We start from the raw sequence: 16832 nt of genomic DNA on the forward strand, positions 1-16832 counted from the left end.
TGAGCGAGGTAGGGCGCTTCCCGATCCACGCTGGGCTGCGCCGACCGGGTCAGAGCGTCATCGATAGCGTGCTCTTCGATGCAGATCAATTTCATGGGCGAGTTGCCTTACTTGACTCTGGAGTTATTTGACAGTTACCACGGATGAAGGAGTGCTACCCGCCTTGATGGTCAGGTCGACGCGGTTCCATCGCACAGCGCTCGGCGAACGCGAGCACGGTTCGCCCATAGGCCTCGCCGAGCCGGTGGTGTTCGATGCAGTGTCCGGTGCCACGCCAGAGCGAAGCGTCTACGAACGGCGCGGCCGGGAACAGGCCGGCGAACGAGTCGACCCGCTCCTGGGACACGTCCCAGAAACCGTCGAACTCGGCTAGGACGTAGTGCACCGGCACGTCGACGGAGAGCGCGAGTCCTGGCAGGTCGGCCGCCCATCTCAGACCCATCTCGACCATGTCCGCCGACGGCGTGCTGACGGGCAGCTCGGCGATGTCCGCCAGAACCGTCTCGTGCAGAGTCCAGTCCGGGCCATACAGCATCTGCCGGGTGGCCTCCAGCGGGAATCGGATGGCGATGTCCGGCGGGAACTGCGCGAACTGCTCCTTGGCGCGCGAGGTGACGACGTCTCCAACACCCGAAACGGTCAGCCCGAGCAGCGGCCAAGAACGTTTCTGCGCCGCGACGTGCACCGCGACGGCCGCACCGATCGAATGGCCGAGGAGCACCACGCCCGGCCGGCCCTCTCCGAACCGCTGCCAAACGTCCTCGATCGCTTCGATGATGATGGTGGCGGCCTCGGAGAACGACGGTTGCCGCCGAGCGGAACTCTCGCTGGCCGGGTGGCCCGGCCGGGTGAGGGCGACCGCGGGAAAGCCCGCCTCCGCCGCCAGGCTCAGCAGGGAGTGGCCGGGCACGTCGAAATAGCCGCTGTCGTAACCGCCACCGTGGAGGCAGACCAAGAGCGGCGAGCCGCTTCGCGCTGACGTGCTCCATCGGCCGTCGAGTACTGTGTCGCGGCCGAAGCGGCCGAAGTTCGATACAGCCATGCGGGGCGCCCACCTTTCTTATTCGTTGGTGAATCCGAGGTGTCACTTCGACTGACGCGCGCGTATTTCCTTCCAGATCCGTGCTATCGCGGTCCAGTTCACGTCTGCCGCCTGCTGTGGACGCTTGGCCCGGTACCGCCGGGATGCGCTCCGCATACGCGTGGACAGATGCCATAACGCGAGCCGCTGCGGTGGAGCGAAGGCGGAACTCACGAATACCCAGGTATCACCTGTGCGCTTGAGTGTCCCTCTGACGTGGACCGCGCTCAGGTTCCACAAGGACTCGTCATGACTGTGGCACAGCAGGTTCGCCGCGCCTCCGCTGGGACGGATCACCTCAGGCAGCGCAACCGGCAAGACGCCCGTCGCGGCGTCGTATCGTTCGCTGCTCTGACGAGTGCTGAAGGGGTAGCCGTCCACGTCCAGCGCCGACACCACCACCTCCGGATACTTGGCCAGCCATCCGGCTGCTTCATTCCACATGCCGCAGCACCTCACCGTCGAACACATCCGGGGCGGTCGTGAACTCCCGCGTCGGCCAGAACAGCACTCGTCGCGGGGTGACGTAGATCAGAACTCGCTGGTACCAAGAGGGAAAGAGCCGGCGCCCGAAGAATGAAGACATAAAGGCACCAGCCGGCTGACGTGCGGACAGCACCTCGACGGCCTTCTTCAGCTCGGGCACCGAGGTGACATCGGCGACGATCCGATCATCGGCGGCCGCATCACCTTGGACGAGCACCGCGCCTGGTCGGGTGATCCCGCTTCCGGTCGGGTCCGAGAACAGCATGCCGACCCGGGGATGCCGCCTGATGTTGAAGGCCTTCTGCGGCAGGCCGATACTGGTGGCCAGGAACAACCGGCCGTCGTCCAGCAACAACGGCGACACGGGGACGGTCTGCGGAGCGCCGGAGCGCGAGATCGTGGTGAGTTCGCATGTTCTGTAGTTGCCGATGACGTCCACCATCGATGCCGGACCCGACGGGTCTGCCGGCGGCGGCGAACTCCCGATGTCCGTGCCGGGTGAACTGTGGCGCCGGCTTTCTGCACCGACTTCGTTGTCGTGGTGCACTTGGCTCTCCTGACTGATCCTGATCCTCGAAAGTCCGCGTACCTTCGTCGCGGACGTGCGCTGGATCTCAGCCGATCTCCGCGAAGACCGGGTCGAGTGCGCGTGAATCGAAGTACTCGTCGATGCGCTGTACCAGCCCGTCGGACCCGAGCTGGACACACATCATGGTCGGAATCTCGACCCTTCGTCCTGAATGGAGCGTCGCGGTGAGCGTGTGCCGGAGGAACGCCTCGGCGCCGACCGACGTGGAACGCCGATCCTCGTAGCTTCGCACCGTGGAGGCGGCACAGAAGGCCCCGAGCAGCTGGAGCACCTCGTCGATGTTCTGCTCGAGGCGATCGTGGCTGTGCCAAAAGCGCGCGTTCGGCGCGAAACAACGGCGCAGCCGCTCCATGTCACCCGCTTCGATCGCCTCCAGCATCGCGTCGACCGCACTGGTTTCCCTCTGAGCTTCCTCGATCGACATGTGCTTCTCCTTGCCTCGGTTTCGGGCCGGCTCCTGGTGGATCCGGTCAGCGTGGGAAGTCGCCCCGCCGGAGTTCGCGGACGCGCTCGGCGCGGTACTCCGCGAACCGCTCGAGCGCTGCCGGGGCGTCGATCGCTCCCACGTCGACGGCGTGCGCGATGTCGGCGCCCTGCAGGATCCGCTTGACCGGGACCTCGAGCTTCTTGCCCGTGATCGTGTGAGGGATCACGTCGACCGCGACGACGTCGTCGGGCACGTGCCGGGGCGAGGCCCCGCTCCGGATCGCGGCTCTGATTCGCTCGACCAGCTCCGCGGTGAGCCTGCCGCCGTCGGCGAGCCGGAGGAACAGTGGCATCCAGTAGCCGCCGTCGGCCTGCTCGGCACCGATGACGAGCGCCTCGGCGACCTCCGGGAGCGCTTCTACGACCTGGTAGATCTCTGCGCTTCCGATGCGGACTCCGTGGCGGTTCAGCGTGGAGTCCGATCGGCCGCTGACGATGACCGTGCCACGTTCGGTGACGGTGACCCAATCGCCGTGTCGCCATGCTCCCGGGTAGGTGGAGAAGTACGCCTCCCGGTACCGGCTGCCATCCGGGTCGTCCCAGAATCGGAGCGGCATGGACGGCATCGGGCGCGTGATCACCAACTCCCCGGTTTCTCCACGCACCGGCTTTCCCGCCGAATCCCATGCCTCGAGCGCCACGCCGAGGCACGGGCCGGACAGCTCCCCCGGTGAGACCGGGAGGGTCGGTGCGCCACCCGCGAAAGACGTGACCACGTCCGTTCCGCCGCTCGACGATTGCACCTCGACGCGGTTGCCGACCTGGCTGGTGATCCACTCGTACGCCGAAGCCGGCAGGTGCGATCCGGAGGACCCGAATGCCCGCAGCGCCCGCAGATCGTGGTGTTCGCCTGGCCGGATTCCGGCCGCCTCGCACGCGGCGACGTACCCTGGGCTCGCGCCCAGGAAGGTGACGCGGTACCGGGCCGCGAGCGACCACAGCACGTCGGGTGACGGCGACGTGGCGCTGCCGTCGTAGCACACGACGGCAGCGCCGAGCAGGAGCCCGGACACCCGGTAGTTCCAGACCATCCAGCTGGGCGTCGTGTACCAGGCGAACCGGTCTCCCGCCCGCAGGTCGAGGTGCAAGCCGATCGACTTCAGGTGTTCCAGCAACACCCCGCCGTGCCCGTGCACGATTCCCTTGGGCCTTCCGGTGGTACCGGAAGAGAACAGCACCCACAGCGGATGGTCGAACGGCAGCGGCTCGGGTACCAGCTCGGCGCCCTGGATCGCCAGCGCCTCGCTCCACGGCCGGCATCCCGGCACCGAGCCGTTGGCCAGCCGTGGCACCAAGAAAGCGGCACGCACCGTCGGCAGCTCGGCCAGCAATGCCTTGACAGCCTCGCGCCGATCACGCTCACGTCCACCGAACCGGTAGCCGTCGGCGGCAACGAGCACGACCGGCTCCAGCTGGCTGAACCGGTTCGACGCCGCGGCTGGCGAGTAGTCCTGCCCGCAGCTCGACCAGATCGCGCCGATGCTGGCGCTGGCAAGAAAGGCGACGATCGCCTCGGCGACATCCGGCAGGTAGCCGACGACCCGGTCGCCCCGCACCACCCCGAGCTCGCGGAGAGTGGCCGCGAACGCGGCCACCTGCCGGGTCAGTTCGCTCCACGAGAGCACCCGTTCCTGGAATGCGAGCTCGCCATCGGGTGCCTCCGCCAGGTCGATCACCGCCGGCTCGGCACCAAGCGGGTGCCGCAGGAGCTGGTCGACGTAGTTGAGACGAGTTCCGGCGAACCATCGAGCGCGCGGCATCTCCCCGGACAAAACGGCCGCGGGCGTGCCGTCCATGGCCACCTCGAAGAAGTCCCGCACCGAGGCCCAGAAGTCCGCCGGCTCGGCGACCGACCAGCGCCACAGGTCCTCGTAGTCCGCACCTTCAGCCGCAACCGGCGCGCCCCGCTCGGCACACCAGCGCGCGAACGCGATGATCTTCGGGGTGTCCTGCATGGGTGTGTTCGCTCCAGACGTCGTTGTCGGTTGCCCAGTGATGTGTGGCGGATCAGCGCACGCTGACCAAGTGCGCCACGGTCGGATGCACCTCGAACTGGTTCGTCTCCGCCAGTTGCGCGATCCGCCGACCGGCTTCGGTGAGTTCGAGGTTCGCCCGGGTCTCGATCAGCCACGCGACGTATCCGTCCGGCACGTTCTCCTCCGGCCCCTGGTGGATCACGCCCTTGGGAACCCACACCGCCGTGCCGGGAACGGCGAGCGCGCCGAACACGCCGGGTCCCTTGGCGTACACGCCGATCTCGTCGTAGTCGGCGTTGTGGTGCACCGGCGGCCTCCCGCTGTCCCGCGCGCCGAGGTAGAAGATCATTGCCTCGGCCGCGGGGTCGTCGATCAGCCGTGCGGGCGGCGACGCGGCGCCCTTGACGGACAGCGCGTTGACGTTGGCCAGGTTGAAGCGTTGCACCACCGGAGCACCCGCTGTCGCGATGATCGGCAGCGGGTCATAGTCGTAGAAGTAGCTCGTGGTGTGCTCACCGTGCCGGATCACCAGCTCGTGCTCGCCAGGCCGCCCGTCAGGGCTCCCGTACGCGCGGGGCGCGTCGACGTGCGCCGGGCTCAGCACCGCGTCGTTCTCCGGGTTCACGTGGAGGGCGTTCGCAGTGGCCAGGATGATCAGGTGCAGGTCTCGCACATCGACCAGCCGCAACGCGACCGAGCGCGGGATTCGCACCATGTCCATCGGTTCGAGATCGAGTACGCCGAAGTCGGTTTCCAACCGGGCGTGTCCGTCCAAGACATAGAAGACCTGGTCGTGGTGGACGTCGCGGACGGCGAACGGGGTGTCCTCCGTGCGCTGCCACACGTCCAGCCGGACGGTCGGGCTGCGAAGCAGTGTCACCGGAAGTGCGCGAGGCTCCGAACTGTCCGGTTGGGACTGCCACGCCTCGAGGCGATACGGACAGTACTCACCTTCGACCCGGGTGTAGGCAGGCGTGTACTGCCGGCGGACCATGACCGTCGCAGGACCGGCAAAGCCGTTCCGCGTGTACAGATCCGTCAGGGGCGCTCCGTTGACAGGCGCGGATTCGGTCATGGTCACGCCACCTTTTTCCGCTTGCCGGGGAGTCCGAGCAGATCGCGTGCTTCGGCGGCGGTCGCGACCTTGCGGCCGAGCACGGCGGCGGTGGCCACAGCCCGTTCGACGGACTCCTTGCTGCTGGCGAGCAGATCGTTGCGGTGCGGGAACTTGAACGCCGTGTCCTCGGTGCCGACCCGGACGTCCAAGCCCAGCAGCATCGCCGCGGTGACCATGAACTGACTCGCCCGGCCCGCCGAAGCCACCAGGATGTCCGCATCGGCATCGATTTCGCGGATCCGGTCGACGATGTTGATCAGCTCGCTGAACATCGCCTTGGGGTGCGGGACGTAGGTCGCCAGTCGCGTTGCCGAGTCGTCATAAGGATAACCGATGAGGATGCCCCACATCGGCTTCTGCTTCAGGATCCCCTTCGACAGCACCAGCCGATTTGCCAGATCGACTTCGGCCGCGGAGTGGATCGAGAACACCAACCGGACGCCGTGCTCGGTGGCGACGTGCGCGGCGGATTCCATCCACGGCACCGGGAAGTTCGGCGCCATCGGCACCGTTTCCGCGAGTCCGGCGGTGATCGCGAACATGTTCTGCTCGAACGTGTCGCCCGTCAGGACGTTCGCGTCACAAATCCAGTCCTTGCTCGTGCCCGCGGTGATCGCCTTGTAGAGACTGCTGTAGGCCTGCGGCAGCGTGAGGCCGAGCTCCCAGATCTTCGGGATGCCGAGGATGTCCAGGTGAATCCCGCACGCGCCCGCCTCGATCGACTCCACCGCAGCGCGGACGAACGAGTCGTGATCGAGGCCGAATCCGGCGGACCGCTCTTCGGATTCCTGCCGCACGATACGACCGGACACCGCCGCGGTGATCACGACTGTGTCGGGTACTTCCCATGGGGGCTGCACGTCGATCGGTGGCAGTGCGTCCATGTCGGTTTGCACCCGTGCCTCGACCGACTCCCGGAGAGAGGGCAGCTCCGACCAGTTCCGCGAAAGATCGAACATCGATACCTCCTTGTACCGCCACGACGAGACCGGTCGCGACCACACAAGGAAATCACGAAACATTCAATGTTTCAAGGTTTAGGGCGGAGCCCCTGCTTCGCCGACTCCGCTCGGCTCAGTTCGAATCGATCTCCCGACGCCAGATGGCTGCCACATGCTCGGCTGTCAACCTCCGGACCTCCTCGACGTCATGCCGGCGCAAGGCGTCGACGATGCGCTCGTGCTCAGCGAGGACCTGACCCGGATCCGTCTGCTCCCAGTCCGGCATGCCGGGCAAACGATCGAGCGTACGACCCATCAACTCCACGATCAGGGCGAGGAACCGGTTCGCCGTGAAGTTCACCAAGATCGAATGGAAGTCGATCATGAGAGCGGCCACGTCTTCGCCGCGCTCCAGCCCCGCTCGCGCTTCGGCGATGTTGGCCTCGAGCGCGGCGATCTGGTCCTCGGTGATGGACTTGGCTGCCATCGCCGTCACCGCGGGCTCGAGCACGACCTTCGCCCGGGCGAACTCCGCGACGGCCGACGGATCCACGGCGAGCAAGTTCTCGAAGGCGGCGATCGCCGCCGGAAGCGTCTCCTGGGTGACGAACGGGCCCCCTCCCACGCCACTGCGAACCCGGACGAGGCCTTGCTGATCGAGAATGAGCAGGGCTTGGCGGACAACGGAACGGCTCACCTGGAACCGCTCGCACAGCTCACGCTCGATCGGCAGCCGATCTCCGGGGCGGTACCGTCCGCTCAAGATCGTGTCTCTCAGCTGGCGGGCCACGCCCTCATGGGGCTTTTCCGCGGGTTGCACTGGATGCATGGCGCCAGGGTAACGTAAACCTGTTACCTTTCGATATTTAGCGGTCCAGACCGCTTCGAGCCTCAGTTCGAGGGCAAAGTCGGGGTTCGCCTGAGTTCAGCCTTCGCGATCGAGCGCAGGTGCACCTCGTCGGGCCCGTCGAACAGCCGCATCGCTCGGTGCCAGCCGTACATGGCGGCCAGCGGAGTCACATCGGTGACGCCTGCGCCTCCGTGCACCTGGATCGCGCGGTCGATCACCCGGGTCGCCGCACGGGGAACGGCTACCTTGGCCATCGCCACGAGATCACGGGCCGCTTTGTTGCCTGCTTCATCCATGGCGCGGCTCGCGTGCAAGCACAGCAGCCGGGCCTGTTCCAGCTCCAGCCGCGATTCGGCGATCTGCTGCCGGACGACGCCTTGGTCAGCCAGTGGGCCGCCGAATGCGACCCGGTTCTGCGCCCGCTCGACCAGCAGCGCCAGGGCACGTTCAGCCGCGCCGACCGCGCGCAGGCAGTGGTGGATGCGCCCCGGCCCGAGACGGGCCTGCGCGGCGGCGAAACCACCACCCTCCTCACCGATGACGTTCTCGACCGGCACCCGGACACCGGCGAACCGCACTTCGGCATGGCCGTGCTGGTCGTGGTGGCCGAACACGGGCAGGTCGCGCACGACCGTGATGCCGGGAGCGTCCCGCGGCACGAGCACCATGGTCTGCTGCCGGTGCACCGGCGCCGCGGGATCCGTCTTGCCCATGACGACGAAGAACGCACAGCGCGGATCCATCGCCCCGCTCACCCACCACTTGCCGCCCGTGATGACGTAAGAGCCACCGTCCCGCTCGATCCTGGTGGCGATGTTCGCAGCGTCACTGCTCGCGACCTCGGGCTCGGTCATCGCGAAGGCCGAGCGAATGTCCCCGGCCAACAGCGGAGCCAGCCATTTTCGCTTCTGCGCCGCACTGCCGAACAAGTGGAGCAGCTCCATGTTGCCACTGTCAGGCGCCTGGCCGTTGATCGCTTCGGGCGCCAGATCAAGACTCCAACCGGACAGCTCCGCGATCGGCGCGTATTCCAGGTGGGTGAGACCCGACTCCGCTGGCAGGAACAGGTTCCACAGACCCCCGCCCTTGGCCGCGGATTTCAACTCTTCGACGACCGGCGGCACGACATGGTCACCAGTTCCCGCGGCCCGGCGATACGCCAGGTACTCCGCTTCCGCCGGGAGCACCAGTTCCCGCATGAACACCGTCATCCGGTCCCGGAGCTCAAGAGCGCGAGTGGACGGGACGGGCAAGCCATAGTCCGACACGAGTTCTCCTGAACAACACCGATCGGTTGGTCGGCTCGACCGTACGGTTGCGCCGCGGGGGTGTCAACGCACCAGCCGCACGACCTCCAGCGCGAACTCGACGTACTGACCGGCCACCGCCTCCGGCGAGGACGGCCCGCTCGCCGACCACCACTGCGGCAACGCGGTGCACATCGTCACGACGGCGCGCGCCGCCTCCCTCGGCACCGGCGTGGTCATGAGGCCACGGCGGCACCCCTCGACCACCTCGTCGTCGACCATGTGCTGCATCTCCTGGCGGAGTGTCACGATGCGGATCCGACCGGGTTCCTCCAGGCTGCGCATTTCGCTCGCTCCGATGAATCCCAGCTCGCGGCGATGGGTGTGGCACAGAGCCAGGCATTCCACGAGGCGGGCGAACCGCTCCGGCGGTCTGTCGGCCTCGGCCCGCGCCGCACGGGCCCGGGTGAGCAGGTCCTCCATCGTGAAATCCAGCAACGCCACCAGCAGGTCCTGCTTGCTGGGCCAATGGTGGTAGACGCCGGGCACCGAAAGACCGGCACGGTTCGCGATGTCCCGGATGGTCGCGCCGTGGAAGCCGAGTTCCACGAAAGCGCCGAGCGCGCCGGTGAGCGCCGGGTCGAGCCGCAGCGGCGGGAACTCACGCCAGCTCACCCTCGCCGGAACCGTCGCACCGCACAGCGTCGACGGATCCGTGCCCAGGATGCCGGCGGCCTTCTCGAGGCGGACTTCATCGATCTTCGTACGGCCATTCTCAACGGCGCTCCAGGTACCGGCGCTGACCTGAAGCGCCCGGGCCACCTCGCGCACCGTCAACCCGGCGGCGCGCCGGGCATCGCGCAGCCGGAGGCCCACCGCCTTCCGGGCGCCCTGGACCTCCGGCTGAATCCCACGTGCCCCCACCGGCTTCGTCCTCTCCGCGCTTGACAGTTCCGGCCGCTCGGTGAAGTCTACGCGACAACTTGTTCAGATCTACCGTGCAACCGATCGGTATGAAGGGTTAGGTCACTGATGACGGAGCCGAGTCCGCCTGGCGTCTCCGTGCCCGTACTGGAGGCGTTCCTCCGCGACGCCCTTCCCGAACTGCTGGCCGGCCCCCTGCGGGTCGAGCTGCTGCCGGGAGGCCGCTCCAACCTGACGTACCTGCTGACCGACGGGATCGGGCGCTGGGTCCTGCGCCGGCCACCGCTGGGCCACGTCCTGGCGACCGCCCACGACATGGACCGTGAGTTCCGGGTTCTCCGGGCCTTGCACCCGAGCGAAGTGCCCGTTCCCGAGCCGGTCGTGCGAGCCGGGAAGGAGGTCCTCGGCGCACCGTTCTACGTCATGACATTCAGCGACGGGCAAATCTTGCGTGAGCGCGAGCAACTCGAGGCGTTCGACAGCGAGGCAGCCGCTCAACTCGCCGACGCCCTCGTCGACGTCCTCGCCCGGTTGCACCACACCGACCCGGCCGCGGTAGGGCTGAGCGCGTTGGGACACCCGGACGGGTATCTCGAACATCAGCTGCGGCGCTGGGGTCGGCAACTGGACTCGTCGCGCAGCCGGGACCTGCCCGGCCTCACCGCCCTGGGCGAGCGGCTGAGCCGGCGCGTCCCGGACCCGGGCGCGTCCGCGATCGTGCACGGCGACTACCGCCTGGACAACCTCGTCATCGAGCCGGACGGCAGGCAGGTGGCCGCCGTCCTCGACTGGGAGATGGCCACCCTCGGCGACCCGCTCACCGATCTCGCGTCGACGGTCGTCTGGTGGGAGGGCATGAGCGGCTTGGACAGCCCGGTCGCCGCGGTGCCCGGCAACGTGCCCGGCTTTCCGTCCAGCGAGGTGCTGGTGGAGTCCTACGCGCGGCTCAGCGGACGGGATCTGTCCGCGCTGCCGTGGTATCTCGGCTTCGCGTTCTACAAGATCGCCGCGATCTTCGAAGGGATCCACTACCGCGCCCAGCGAGGACTCACGGTCGGCGAAGGGTTCGACCGCCTCGGCACCGTGGTCCCCGCCCTCGTCGAACGCGGGCACGCCGCGCTGGCCGACGGAGCCGGCCTCCTGCCGGGCCGATCCGGGGAACTCCGGTGAACCCGGTCGGCTATGCGTGTCAACGCCGCGTCGCCCGGATCCGGTTGGCCGACGGCGCCCACGGCAACGCACTTAACCAGTCCACTGTGGACGCGTTGGCGGCAGCTCTGCGCCAGGCTCGGGCCGACGACGCGCACGTCGTCGTCCTCGACGCCGACGGGCCTTCGTTCAGTGTCGGTGGTGACGTCTCCGCGTTCGCCGCGGCCGAGGACGTCGAGCAGGTGGTCGACGATCTCGCCGAAAGCCTGCACCCCATCGTCAGCGACCTGCACCGCATGGACGCTGTCGTCGTCTCCGTCGTCCACGGCGTGGCAGCCGGCGCCGGGCTCGCCCTCGCCGCGGCGGCCGACGTGGTCCTCGCCGGTGCTTCGGCCCGCTTCACCCTGGCCTACACCAAGCTCGGCTACTCCCCCGACGGGGGAAGCTCGCTGCTCACCGCCTCCCTCGGTCTGCACCGAACTCTGCGGCTCGCGCTGCTCAATCCGGTCTTGACGGCCGCGGAAGCACACGATCTGGGCCTGGTCGCGCAGGTGTATCCCGACGACGAACTGCAGGCCGGGGCGGCGGAGGTGGTCCGGCAACTCAGGTCCGGATCGCGCTCCGCCCAGGTCGCCACCAAACGGCTGCTCCGGGAGACGGCCACCCCTGCGGCCGAAGTCGTCCTACGGCGAGAGGCGCTGTCAGTCCGGAGCCGGGCGGCGGCTCCGGACGGCCGCGAGGGCGTCGCGGCCTTCCTGGAAAAGCGCCCACCGAGGTTTCCGTCGGCCGAGAACGGTCGGTGAAAAGAACAGATCGCGCTAACGGCTCACCCGCCGAGGGGTGCCAGCCCAGCCTGCGGGAGATGGCCGGCCGGATCGCGCGCACGCGGGATGTCGTGCGCTCCGCGGTGGTCCAGCGTCCTTCAAGCGGTATCATCCCGCCCGAAGCGGCCACTGTTCGACTCAGGCATCGCGCCCACGTTCACTTCCTGGTGGGTAACCATGGCGGTCTTGGTCGTGCGAGGAGATTTCGCGTGCTCTTCCGGGACTCCCGCTCACCCGCTGACCTCGAGCGAGGGCGCCCACCGGCGAATTTCAGCCGTGCCGGAGGGCAGCCGGATGCTCTTGCTGTAGCCGTACTCGTGCAGGGTCTCCAGCGCGAGTTCGCGCCCGTACCCGCTGGCGCCGACGCCGCCGAACGGGGTTCCCGTGAAGGCGCGGTTGTAGTTGTTCACCATGACGAACCCGGCCTGCAGCGCCCGGCTCACGCGCAGCGCGCGTTCCGAGTCGCGAGTGAACACCGCGGCGAGCAACCCGAAGTCGGTGCCGTTGGCGATGCTGACCGCCTCGGCCTCGTCCTGGAAGGGGATCACGGTCACGACCGGGCCGAAGATCTCCTCCTGCGCGATGCGCATGTCCCGGTGGACGCCGGTGAACAGTGTCGGGGGAACGTAGAATCCGTCAGCCAGCCGTGGGTCGTCGGGCAACGGCGCCTGAGCCGCGATCGTCGCGCCCTCCTCGACGCCGATGTCGATGTAGTCCAGGACCCGCTTGCGCTGAGCGGCGCTGACCATCGGCCCGATATGGGTCCCGGGGTCGGCGCCGTCGCCCACGCGCAGCCGCGGCACTGCTTCGGCGTAGCGGCGAACGACGTCGTCAAGGATGTCGGCCTGGACCAAAACGCGGGATGCCGCCGTGCACGCCTCGCCCTGGTTGAAGAAGCCACCCTCGATCGCCCACGGCAACGCCGAGTCGAGGTCCGCGTCGCCGAAGATGATGAACGGGTTCTTGCCACCGAGTTCCATCAGCGTGGGCGTCAGATTGTCGGCCACGGTCTTGAGGACCGCCGAGCCGGTCGCCGGCGAACCGGTGAGTGAAATCTTGCCGACGAGCGGATGCCCGGCCAGCACCGCGCCGATCCGGCTGGTGCCGGGAATGATGTGCACGACGTCATCAGGCAGGATGGACTGGACGATCTCCACGAGCCGCAGAGCCGACAGCGGAGCCTGCTCAGGCGGCTTGATCACCACCGCGTTGCCGGCAGCCAGCGCGGGAGCCAGCTTGCTCGCGGTGTGGATCGGTGGCCAGTTGAACGGCACGATCGCGCCGACGACGCCGTACGGTTCGAGCACCGTGAGATCCAGGACGTTCCCTTCGTCGCGGAACTGCCCGGGCATTGCCTCGCACAGGCTCGCGAACAACTCGAAGATCCCGATCGCGGCCATGAGGTCGAACTGCCGCGCCTGGGCTAAGGGTTTGCCGTTGTCGCTCGTCTCCAGGGCCGCGATCTCGTCGGCGTTCTCGCGCACCGCCTGAGCGACCGCCCGCAGCCACCGGCCTCGCTCGCGGGGCGGCCGCGCCTTCCAGGAGAGGTGCGCATCGTAGGCGGCCCGCACGGCGGAGTCGACCTCCTTCTCGCCGGCGCCCTGGACCACGGCCAATGGCGCTCCGGTCGCGGGGTTCTCGACGGTGAAGCGGTCAGCGTCCTCTTCGGACGACCACTTCGTACGGACCACACTCACGTCGGACATCGTGACGCCTCTTTCACAATTCGAGGGCCGCGACGGCGACCCGTTCGAGCAGCGCTCTGAGCGTCGCGGTGTCCACGCGCCCCAGCTGCTCGGTGATCTTCTGTTCGACCTCCGCCACCCTGTCGTCGGCCAGGCGCAGCACCGCGCGTCCGGCCGCGGTGAGGTACAGCTCCTGCACCCGCCGATGACGGGGATGCGTCCGGCGCTCCACCTGGCCCCGCCCCACCAGCCGATCCGCCAAAGCGGCCACCGCTTGCGGGGTGACCCCCAGGCGGCGGGCCAGCTCCGCGCCCGTCAAACCGGGATGGGTGTGGACGGAGATCAGCAGGGAGTAGTGCGCCACCGACAGTCCCAGCGACCGCAGCCGCTGTTCCTTGACGGCCTGCATGGCCAGTTCCGCCCGCCGCAGCGCCCAGGTCACCCGGTCGAACGCACCGGCGGCGACCGGTCCCTCACCGTTCGACGGCATCGATACGCCGATCGAGTACGAGGGGTAGCACGCGTTCACAACCGCAGGACACGTTCCGCGTTGCCGTGGGCGATGCGCTCCAAATCGGCCGGGGAGTACGGCGCGGTACGCAGGAACTCAACCGCCTCGGCACTCGACTCGAACGGGTAGTCGATCGAAAACAGCACCCGGTCGATCCCGATGGCATGGGTGGCGCCCAGCAGCGCGGCGTGCGACATGACACCGCTGGTGGTCACGTACACGTTGTTCCGCAAGTAGTACGAGGGCAGCTGCCGCGTCCGGTCCTCGGGTTCCACGTGCGCGTAGCGGCTGTCGAGGCGGGCCAGCTGGAACGGCAGGAGCTCCCCCATGTGCCCCAACGTCAGCGACGCGCCCGGGAACTCGTCGAACACACCGCTGTAGATCACCCGCAGCGCGTGGGCGGCCACCGTCGCGGTCCACCCCCACGACGGCCCGGCCAGCACGGGATATCCCTCGAAAACACGCCAGTTGTCGGCCGGTACCGCGGCCGGGTGCAGGTACAGCGTCACACCGAGGCGCTCGAGTTCCGCCCAAACCGGCCTGAACTGCGGCTCGTCCAGGTAGTGGCCGCGCACGTGGTCGTTGTACAGGACACCCTTGAGCCCCAGCTCCTCCACGGCCCGGCGCAGCTCCACCACTGCGGCCGCGGGGTCCTGCAGGGGAAGGGCCGCGAAGCCCGCGAATCGGTCCGGGTGCTCAGCGACCGCCTTGGCCAGGTGGTCGTTGACGCGCCGCGCGGCGGCGACGGCCTCTCCTGGATCGCCGATCACCTCGAGACCGGGCGAGGCCAGCGAAAGGACCTGCATGTCGACGCCGTTCGCGTCCATGTCCGCCAGCCGCAGCTCGGCGAGATCGGCCAGGCGCCGGAACCACTCCCGCGCCGTCGGACCCGGCACCGCGAAACCCTGCCGGATCGAACCTTCCTGCTTGATCGCCCCAGGAACCGAGAACGCTTCTTCCACAGCGATAACGCGCACAATCTCCTCCAACCAGGCCATATTCAGCTTCACCGTACTCAACTGCCTGTCTTCTATCAAGTACTTGATTGCAAGTAACCACTTTAGAGTGAGTGAGGTTCTGCGGGCGTCCCGCCGGAATACCGGCGCGGACCGCGGGGTTGTCGCGAACATGGCAAAAGCAGTGGTGGCCACCGGCTTCGGTGGACCGGAGAACCTGTCCTTCGTGGACCGCGAGGTTCCTCCGCCAGGACCGGGGGAAGTGACGATCGAGGTACGGGCCGCCGGGGTGAACCCGTTCGACACCAAGGTGTACAGCGGCGCGTTCGGCACCGACCCGGCGAACTTGCCGATCTCGCTCGGCGTGGAGGTCGCCGGGGTGGTCAGCGCCGTCGGCGAGGACGCAACCGGTCCGGCGGGGCCGCTGAACGTGGGAGACGAAGTCGTCGCGCGCACGAGCGGCGGCTATGCCACCGCGGTGACCGTCAAGGCCGGCGTCGTGGTGCCGAAACCAGTGGAAGTGTCGTGGGAAGTCGCCTCCGGCCTGCTCGCGGCGGGCCGCACCGCCGTCCACGCGCTGACCCTGCTGGACCTCAAGGAGGGTCAGACGCTCGTGGTGCACGGCGCGTCGGGCGCAGTCGGCATCCTCGCCGTCCAGCTGGCCGTGGCCGCGGGCGTCGAGGTCATCGGCACGGCCGGCGACGCGCGTCACGAACTGCTGCGCCGGCACGGCGCGGTGCCGGTCGCCTACGGGGACGGGCTGCTCGGCCGGCTGCGCGAGGCGGCGCCGTCCGGGGTGGACGGTGTGTTCGACGTCGCCGGCACCGACGAGGCCATCGACGCGTCGCTCGAGCTCGTCAGCGCCCCTGCGCAGATCGTATCGGCGGTGGCGTTCGGCCGCGCGGACGCCGGGATCCGGCTGATCGGCGGGCTGGGAGGCGATCCCGGAACCGAGATCCGGGACGAGGCGTGGCGGACGCTGCTGCCGCTCGCGGCGCAAGGCCGGCTCGAGCTCCCGATCGGGCGGACGTTCCCGCTGTCCGAGGCCGCGGCCGCGCACGAGCTGGTGGCGAGCGGTCACCCCGGCGGCAAGGTCGTGCTCCTGCCCTGACCGCCCCTGGGCCCGGACCCGCGCGGGATCCGGGCCCAGGGCGCCCTCACAGTTCACGGCGTGCGGTGGTAGCCAGCGGCGTGGGCCCACGGCCGAGAAGGTGTTTCAGGACCGTCGGATTGCCGGGATACCCGCTGCCGTCGTAATGAGCGAACATCGTCAGCATCTCCAGCGCGGTCGGCAAGGGCAGCTCCGGCGGGAGCGGCCATTGCAAGGGCGAAACGTGCTCGGCACGCAGGTCCTCACCAGTGGCCTGCCCGATGCGCTGGATCATCTCCTCCGCGGTCATCCGTTCCGGCCCGGCCAGCTCGTAGCTCGCGTGGACGTGCTCACCGGGTTCGGCGCAGACCTGGCCGATGACTTCCGCCACGTCACGGAGATCGACCAGCTGGAACGACGCCGTGAGCCGGAACGGAAGCCGGACCACACCGTCGCGAGCGGCCTGCACGAACCGCAGCAGCGACTGCTGATACATGGCGGGCTGGACGATCGTCCAGCCCGGCGAAGACCGCCGGACCAGGCTTTCGGCGTGCAGTTTGCGGACGTGGTGCGGCATGTCGGGCAGGTTCGCGTGCAGCACCGAGTAGTACACGAAATGCCCGACGCGCGAAGCCGTCGCGGCGCGCAGGGCCTCGGCGGCATGAGTCTCTTCGTCGGCGTCGAACGGCGGCGCGATGAACACCAGCGTGTCGCACCCGGTCACCGCCGCCCTCACCGAGTCCGGCTCGTCGAGGTCGATCGAGACCACGTCCGCCGCGCCGGCCTCCCGGGCGATTTCGGCCGAGCGTTCGCTGTGCACCAGGCCGCGGGCCGGGACGCCGCGCCGGGCAAGATCGGCGACGACGTGCCGCCCCGTGTGGCCGCCCGCACCGATCACGGCAACCTGCTGTGTCATCCGG

General features: G+C 68.5%; 17 protein-coding genes. 3 read left to right on the forward strand and 14 right to left on the reverse strand.

The genetic code is table 11. The annotated features are described in order from the left end of the window. Nucleotides 1-154: 154 nt before the first annotated feature. The 10 genes from AB0M59_RS05240 to AB0M59_RS05285 form a co-directional block, all read right to left on the reverse strand. Nucleotides 155-1042 (reverse strand): alpha/beta hydrolase, encoded by an 888-nt coding sequence (locus AB0M59_RS05240; protein WP_364608969.1) that lies wholly within the window; start codon nt 1040-1042, stop codon nt 155-157. Between the two features lie 42 nt (nt 1043-1084). Further along, entirely contained in the window at nt 1085-1525 is a 441-nt protein-coding gene (locus AB0M59_RS05245) for a hypothetical protein (protein WP_364608972.1), read from the reverse strand. Beyond that, the gene (locus AB0M59_RS05250; protein WP_364608974.1) at nt 1515-2114 is read right to left on the reverse strand and encodes a pyridoxamine 5'-phosphate oxidase family protein; all 600 of its coding nucleotides are present in this window, start codon (nt 2112-2114) and stop codon (nt 1515-1517) included. Before AB0M59_RS05250 ends, AB0M59_RS05245 begins: the two co-directional genes overlap by 11 nt. Before the next feature lie 67 nt (nt 2115-2181). Continuing rightward, on the reverse strand, nt 2182-2580 hold the full coding sequence (locus AB0M59_RS05255; protein WP_364608977.1) for a nuclear transport factor 2 family protein: 399 nt from the start codon (nt 2578-2580) through the stop codon (nt 2182-2184). 46 nt (nt 2581-2626) lie between these two features. Then, nucleotides 2627-4597 carry an acetoacetate--CoA ligase gene (locus AB0M59_RS05260; RefSeq protein ID WP_364608980.1) on the reverse strand — a complete coding sequence of 657 codons (1971 nt, stop codon included), beginning with the start codon at nt 4595-4597 and terminating at the stop codon, nt 2627-2629. A 52-nt stretch (nt 4598-4649) separates the two neighbouring features. Next, nucleotides 4650-5498 (reverse strand): hypothetical protein, encoded by an 849-nt coding sequence (locus AB0M59_RS05265; RefSeq protein WP_364608983.1) that lies wholly within the window; start codon nt 5496-5498, stop codon nt 4650-4652. Between the two features lie 197 nt (nt 5499-5695). Continuing rightward, nucleotides 5696-6694 carry a 3-keto-5-aminohexanoate cleavage protein gene (locus AB0M59_RS05270; RefSeq protein WP_364608986.1) on the reverse strand — a complete coding sequence of 333 codons (999 nt, stop codon included), beginning with the start codon at nt 6692-6694 and terminating at the stop codon, nt 5696-5698. Nucleotides 6695-6809: 115 nt separating this feature from the next. Continuing rightward, entirely contained in the window at nt 6810-7505 is a 696-nt protein-coding gene (locus AB0M59_RS05275; protein ID WP_364608989.1) for a FadR/GntR family transcriptional regulator, read from the reverse strand. A 62-nt stretch (nt 7506-7567) separates the two neighbouring features. Continuing rightward, the gene (locus tag AB0M59_RS05280) at nt 7568-8737 is read right to left on the reverse strand and encodes an acyl-CoA dehydrogenase family protein (RefSeq protein WP_364608992.1); all 1170 of its coding nucleotides are present in this window, start codon (nt 8735-8737) and stop codon (nt 7568-7570) included. Nucleotides 8738-8857: 120 nt separating this feature from the next. Continuing rightward, nucleotides 8858-9649: a TetR family transcriptional regulator gene (locus tag AB0M59_RS05285; RefSeq protein WP_364608995.1), complete on the reverse strand. Its 792-nt coding sequence runs from the start codon at nt 9647-9649 to the stop codon at nt 8858-8860. Between the two features lie 156 nt (nt 9650-9805). Here AB0M59_RS05285 and AB0M59_RS05290 point away from each other — a divergent pair, with 156 nt between their 5' ends. Together AB0M59_RS05290 and AB0M59_RS05295 are read left to right on the forward strand one after the other, a co-directional pair. After that, the gene (locus AB0M59_RS05290) at nt 9806-10867 is read left to right on the forward strand and encodes a phosphotransferase family protein (RefSeq protein ID WP_364608997.1); all 1062 of its coding nucleotides are present in this window, start codon (nt 9806-9808) and stop codon (nt 10865-10867) included. Continuing rightward, the gene (locus AB0M59_RS05295; protein WP_364609000.1) at nt 10864-11649 is read left to right on the forward strand and encodes an enoyl-CoA hydratase-related protein; all 786 of its coding nucleotides are present in this window, start codon (nt 10864-10866) and stop codon (nt 11647-11649) included. Before AB0M59_RS05290 ends, AB0M59_RS05295 begins: the two co-directional genes overlap by 4 nt. Nucleotides 11650-11900: 251 nt before the next feature. On the opposite strand, the gene AB0M59_RS05300 is transcribed toward AB0M59_RS05295, so the two are convergent. From AB0M59_RS05300 to AB0M59_RS05310, 3 genes are read right to left on the reverse strand one after another with little or no spacing between them, the layout of a single operon-like run. Continuing rightward, nucleotides 11901-13376, reverse strand: coding sequence for an aldehyde dehydrogenase family protein (locus AB0M59_RS05300; RefSeq protein ID WP_364609003.1), 1476 nt, complete (start codon nt 13374-13376; stop codon nt 11901-11903). 13 nt (nt 13377-13389) lie between these two features. After that, entirely contained in the window at nt 13390-13845 is a 456-nt protein-coding gene (locus AB0M59_RS05305; protein ID WP_364609006.1) for a MarR family transcriptional regulator, read from the reverse strand. 35 nt (nt 13846-13880) lie between these two features. Next, nucleotides 13881-14843, reverse strand: coding sequence for an amidohydrolase family protein (locus tag AB0M59_RS05310; protein ID WP_364609009.1), 963 nt, complete (start codon nt 14841-14843; stop codon nt 13881-13883). 241 nt (nt 14844-15084) lie between these two features. Here AB0M59_RS05310 and AB0M59_RS05315 point away from each other — a divergent pair, with 241 nt between their 5' ends. Beyond that, complete coding sequence (locus AB0M59_RS05315) at nt 15085-15933, forward strand: NADP-dependent oxidoreductase (RefSeq protein ID WP_364609012.1); 849 nt, start codon at nt 15085-15087, stop codon at nt 15931-15933. Between the two features lie 46 nt (nt 15934-15979). Here AB0M59_RS05315 and AB0M59_RS05320 read toward each other — a convergent pair whose 3' ends face one another. After that, nucleotides 15980-16828 carry an NmrA family NAD(P)-binding protein gene (locus AB0M59_RS05320; RefSeq protein ID WP_364609015.1) on the reverse strand — a complete coding sequence of 283 codons (849 nt, stop codon included), beginning with the start codon at nt 16826-16828 and terminating at the stop codon, nt 15980-15982. Nucleotides 16829-16832: the final 4 nt, after the last annotated feature.

It is taken from the genome of Amycolatopsis sp. NPDC051371 (genome assembly GCF_040682155.1).
Classification (GTDB): domain Bacteria; phylum Actinomycetota; class Actinomycetes; order Mycobacteriales; family Pseudonocardiaceae; genus Amycolatopsis.

What these genes read in the sequence shown, in the direction of transcription:
- AB0M59_RS05305 (WP_364609006.1), bottom strand. Translation starts at nt 13,845, where the DNA reads ATGCCGTCGAACGGTGAGGGACCGGTCGCCGCCGGTGCGTTCGACCGG.
- AB0M59_RS05240 (WP_364608969.1), bottom strand. Translation starts at nt 1,042, where the DNA reads ATGGCTGTATCGAACTTCGGCCGCTTCGGCCGCGACACAGTACTCGAC.
- AB0M59_RS05270 (WP_364608986.1), bottom strand. Translation starts at nt 6,694, where the DNA reads ATGTTCGATCTTTCGCGGAACTGGTCGGAGCTGCCCTCTCTCCGGGAG.
- AB0M59_RS05320 (WP_364609015.1), bottom strand. Translation starts at nt 16,828, where the DNA reads ATGACACAGCAGGTTGCCGTGATCGGTGCGGGCGGCCACACGGGGCGG.
- AB0M59_RS05300 (WP_364609003.1), bottom strand. Translation starts at nt 13,376, where the DNA reads ATGTCCGACGTGAGTGTGGTCCGTACGAAGTGGTCGTCCGAAGAGGAC.
- AB0M59_RS05260 (WP_364608980.1), bottom strand. Translation starts at nt 4,597, where the DNA reads ATGCAGGACACCCCGAAGATCATCGCGTTCGCGCGCTGGTGTGCCGAG.
- AB0M59_RS05275 (WP_364608989.1), bottom strand. Translation starts at nt 7,505, where the DNA reads ATGCATCCAGTGCAACCCGCGGAAAAGCCCCATGAGGGCGTGGCCCGC.
- AB0M59_RS05245 (WP_364608972.1), bottom strand. Translation starts at nt 1,525, where the DNA reads ATGTGGAATGAAGCAGCCGGATGGCTGGCCAAGTATCCGGAGGTGGTG.
- AB0M59_RS05290 (WP_364608997.1), top strand. Translation starts at nt 9,806, where the DNA reads ATGACGGAGCCGAGTCCGCCTGGCGTCTCCGTGCCCGTACTGGAGGCG.
- AB0M59_RS05280 (WP_364608992.1), bottom strand. Translation starts at nt 8,737, where the DNA reads ATGACGGTGTTCATGCGGGAACTGGTGCTCCCGGCGGAAGCGGAGTAC.
- AB0M59_RS05255 (WP_364608977.1), bottom strand. Translation starts at nt 2,580, where the DNA reads ATGTCGATCGAGGAAGCTCAGAGGGAAACCAGTGCGGTCGACGCGATG.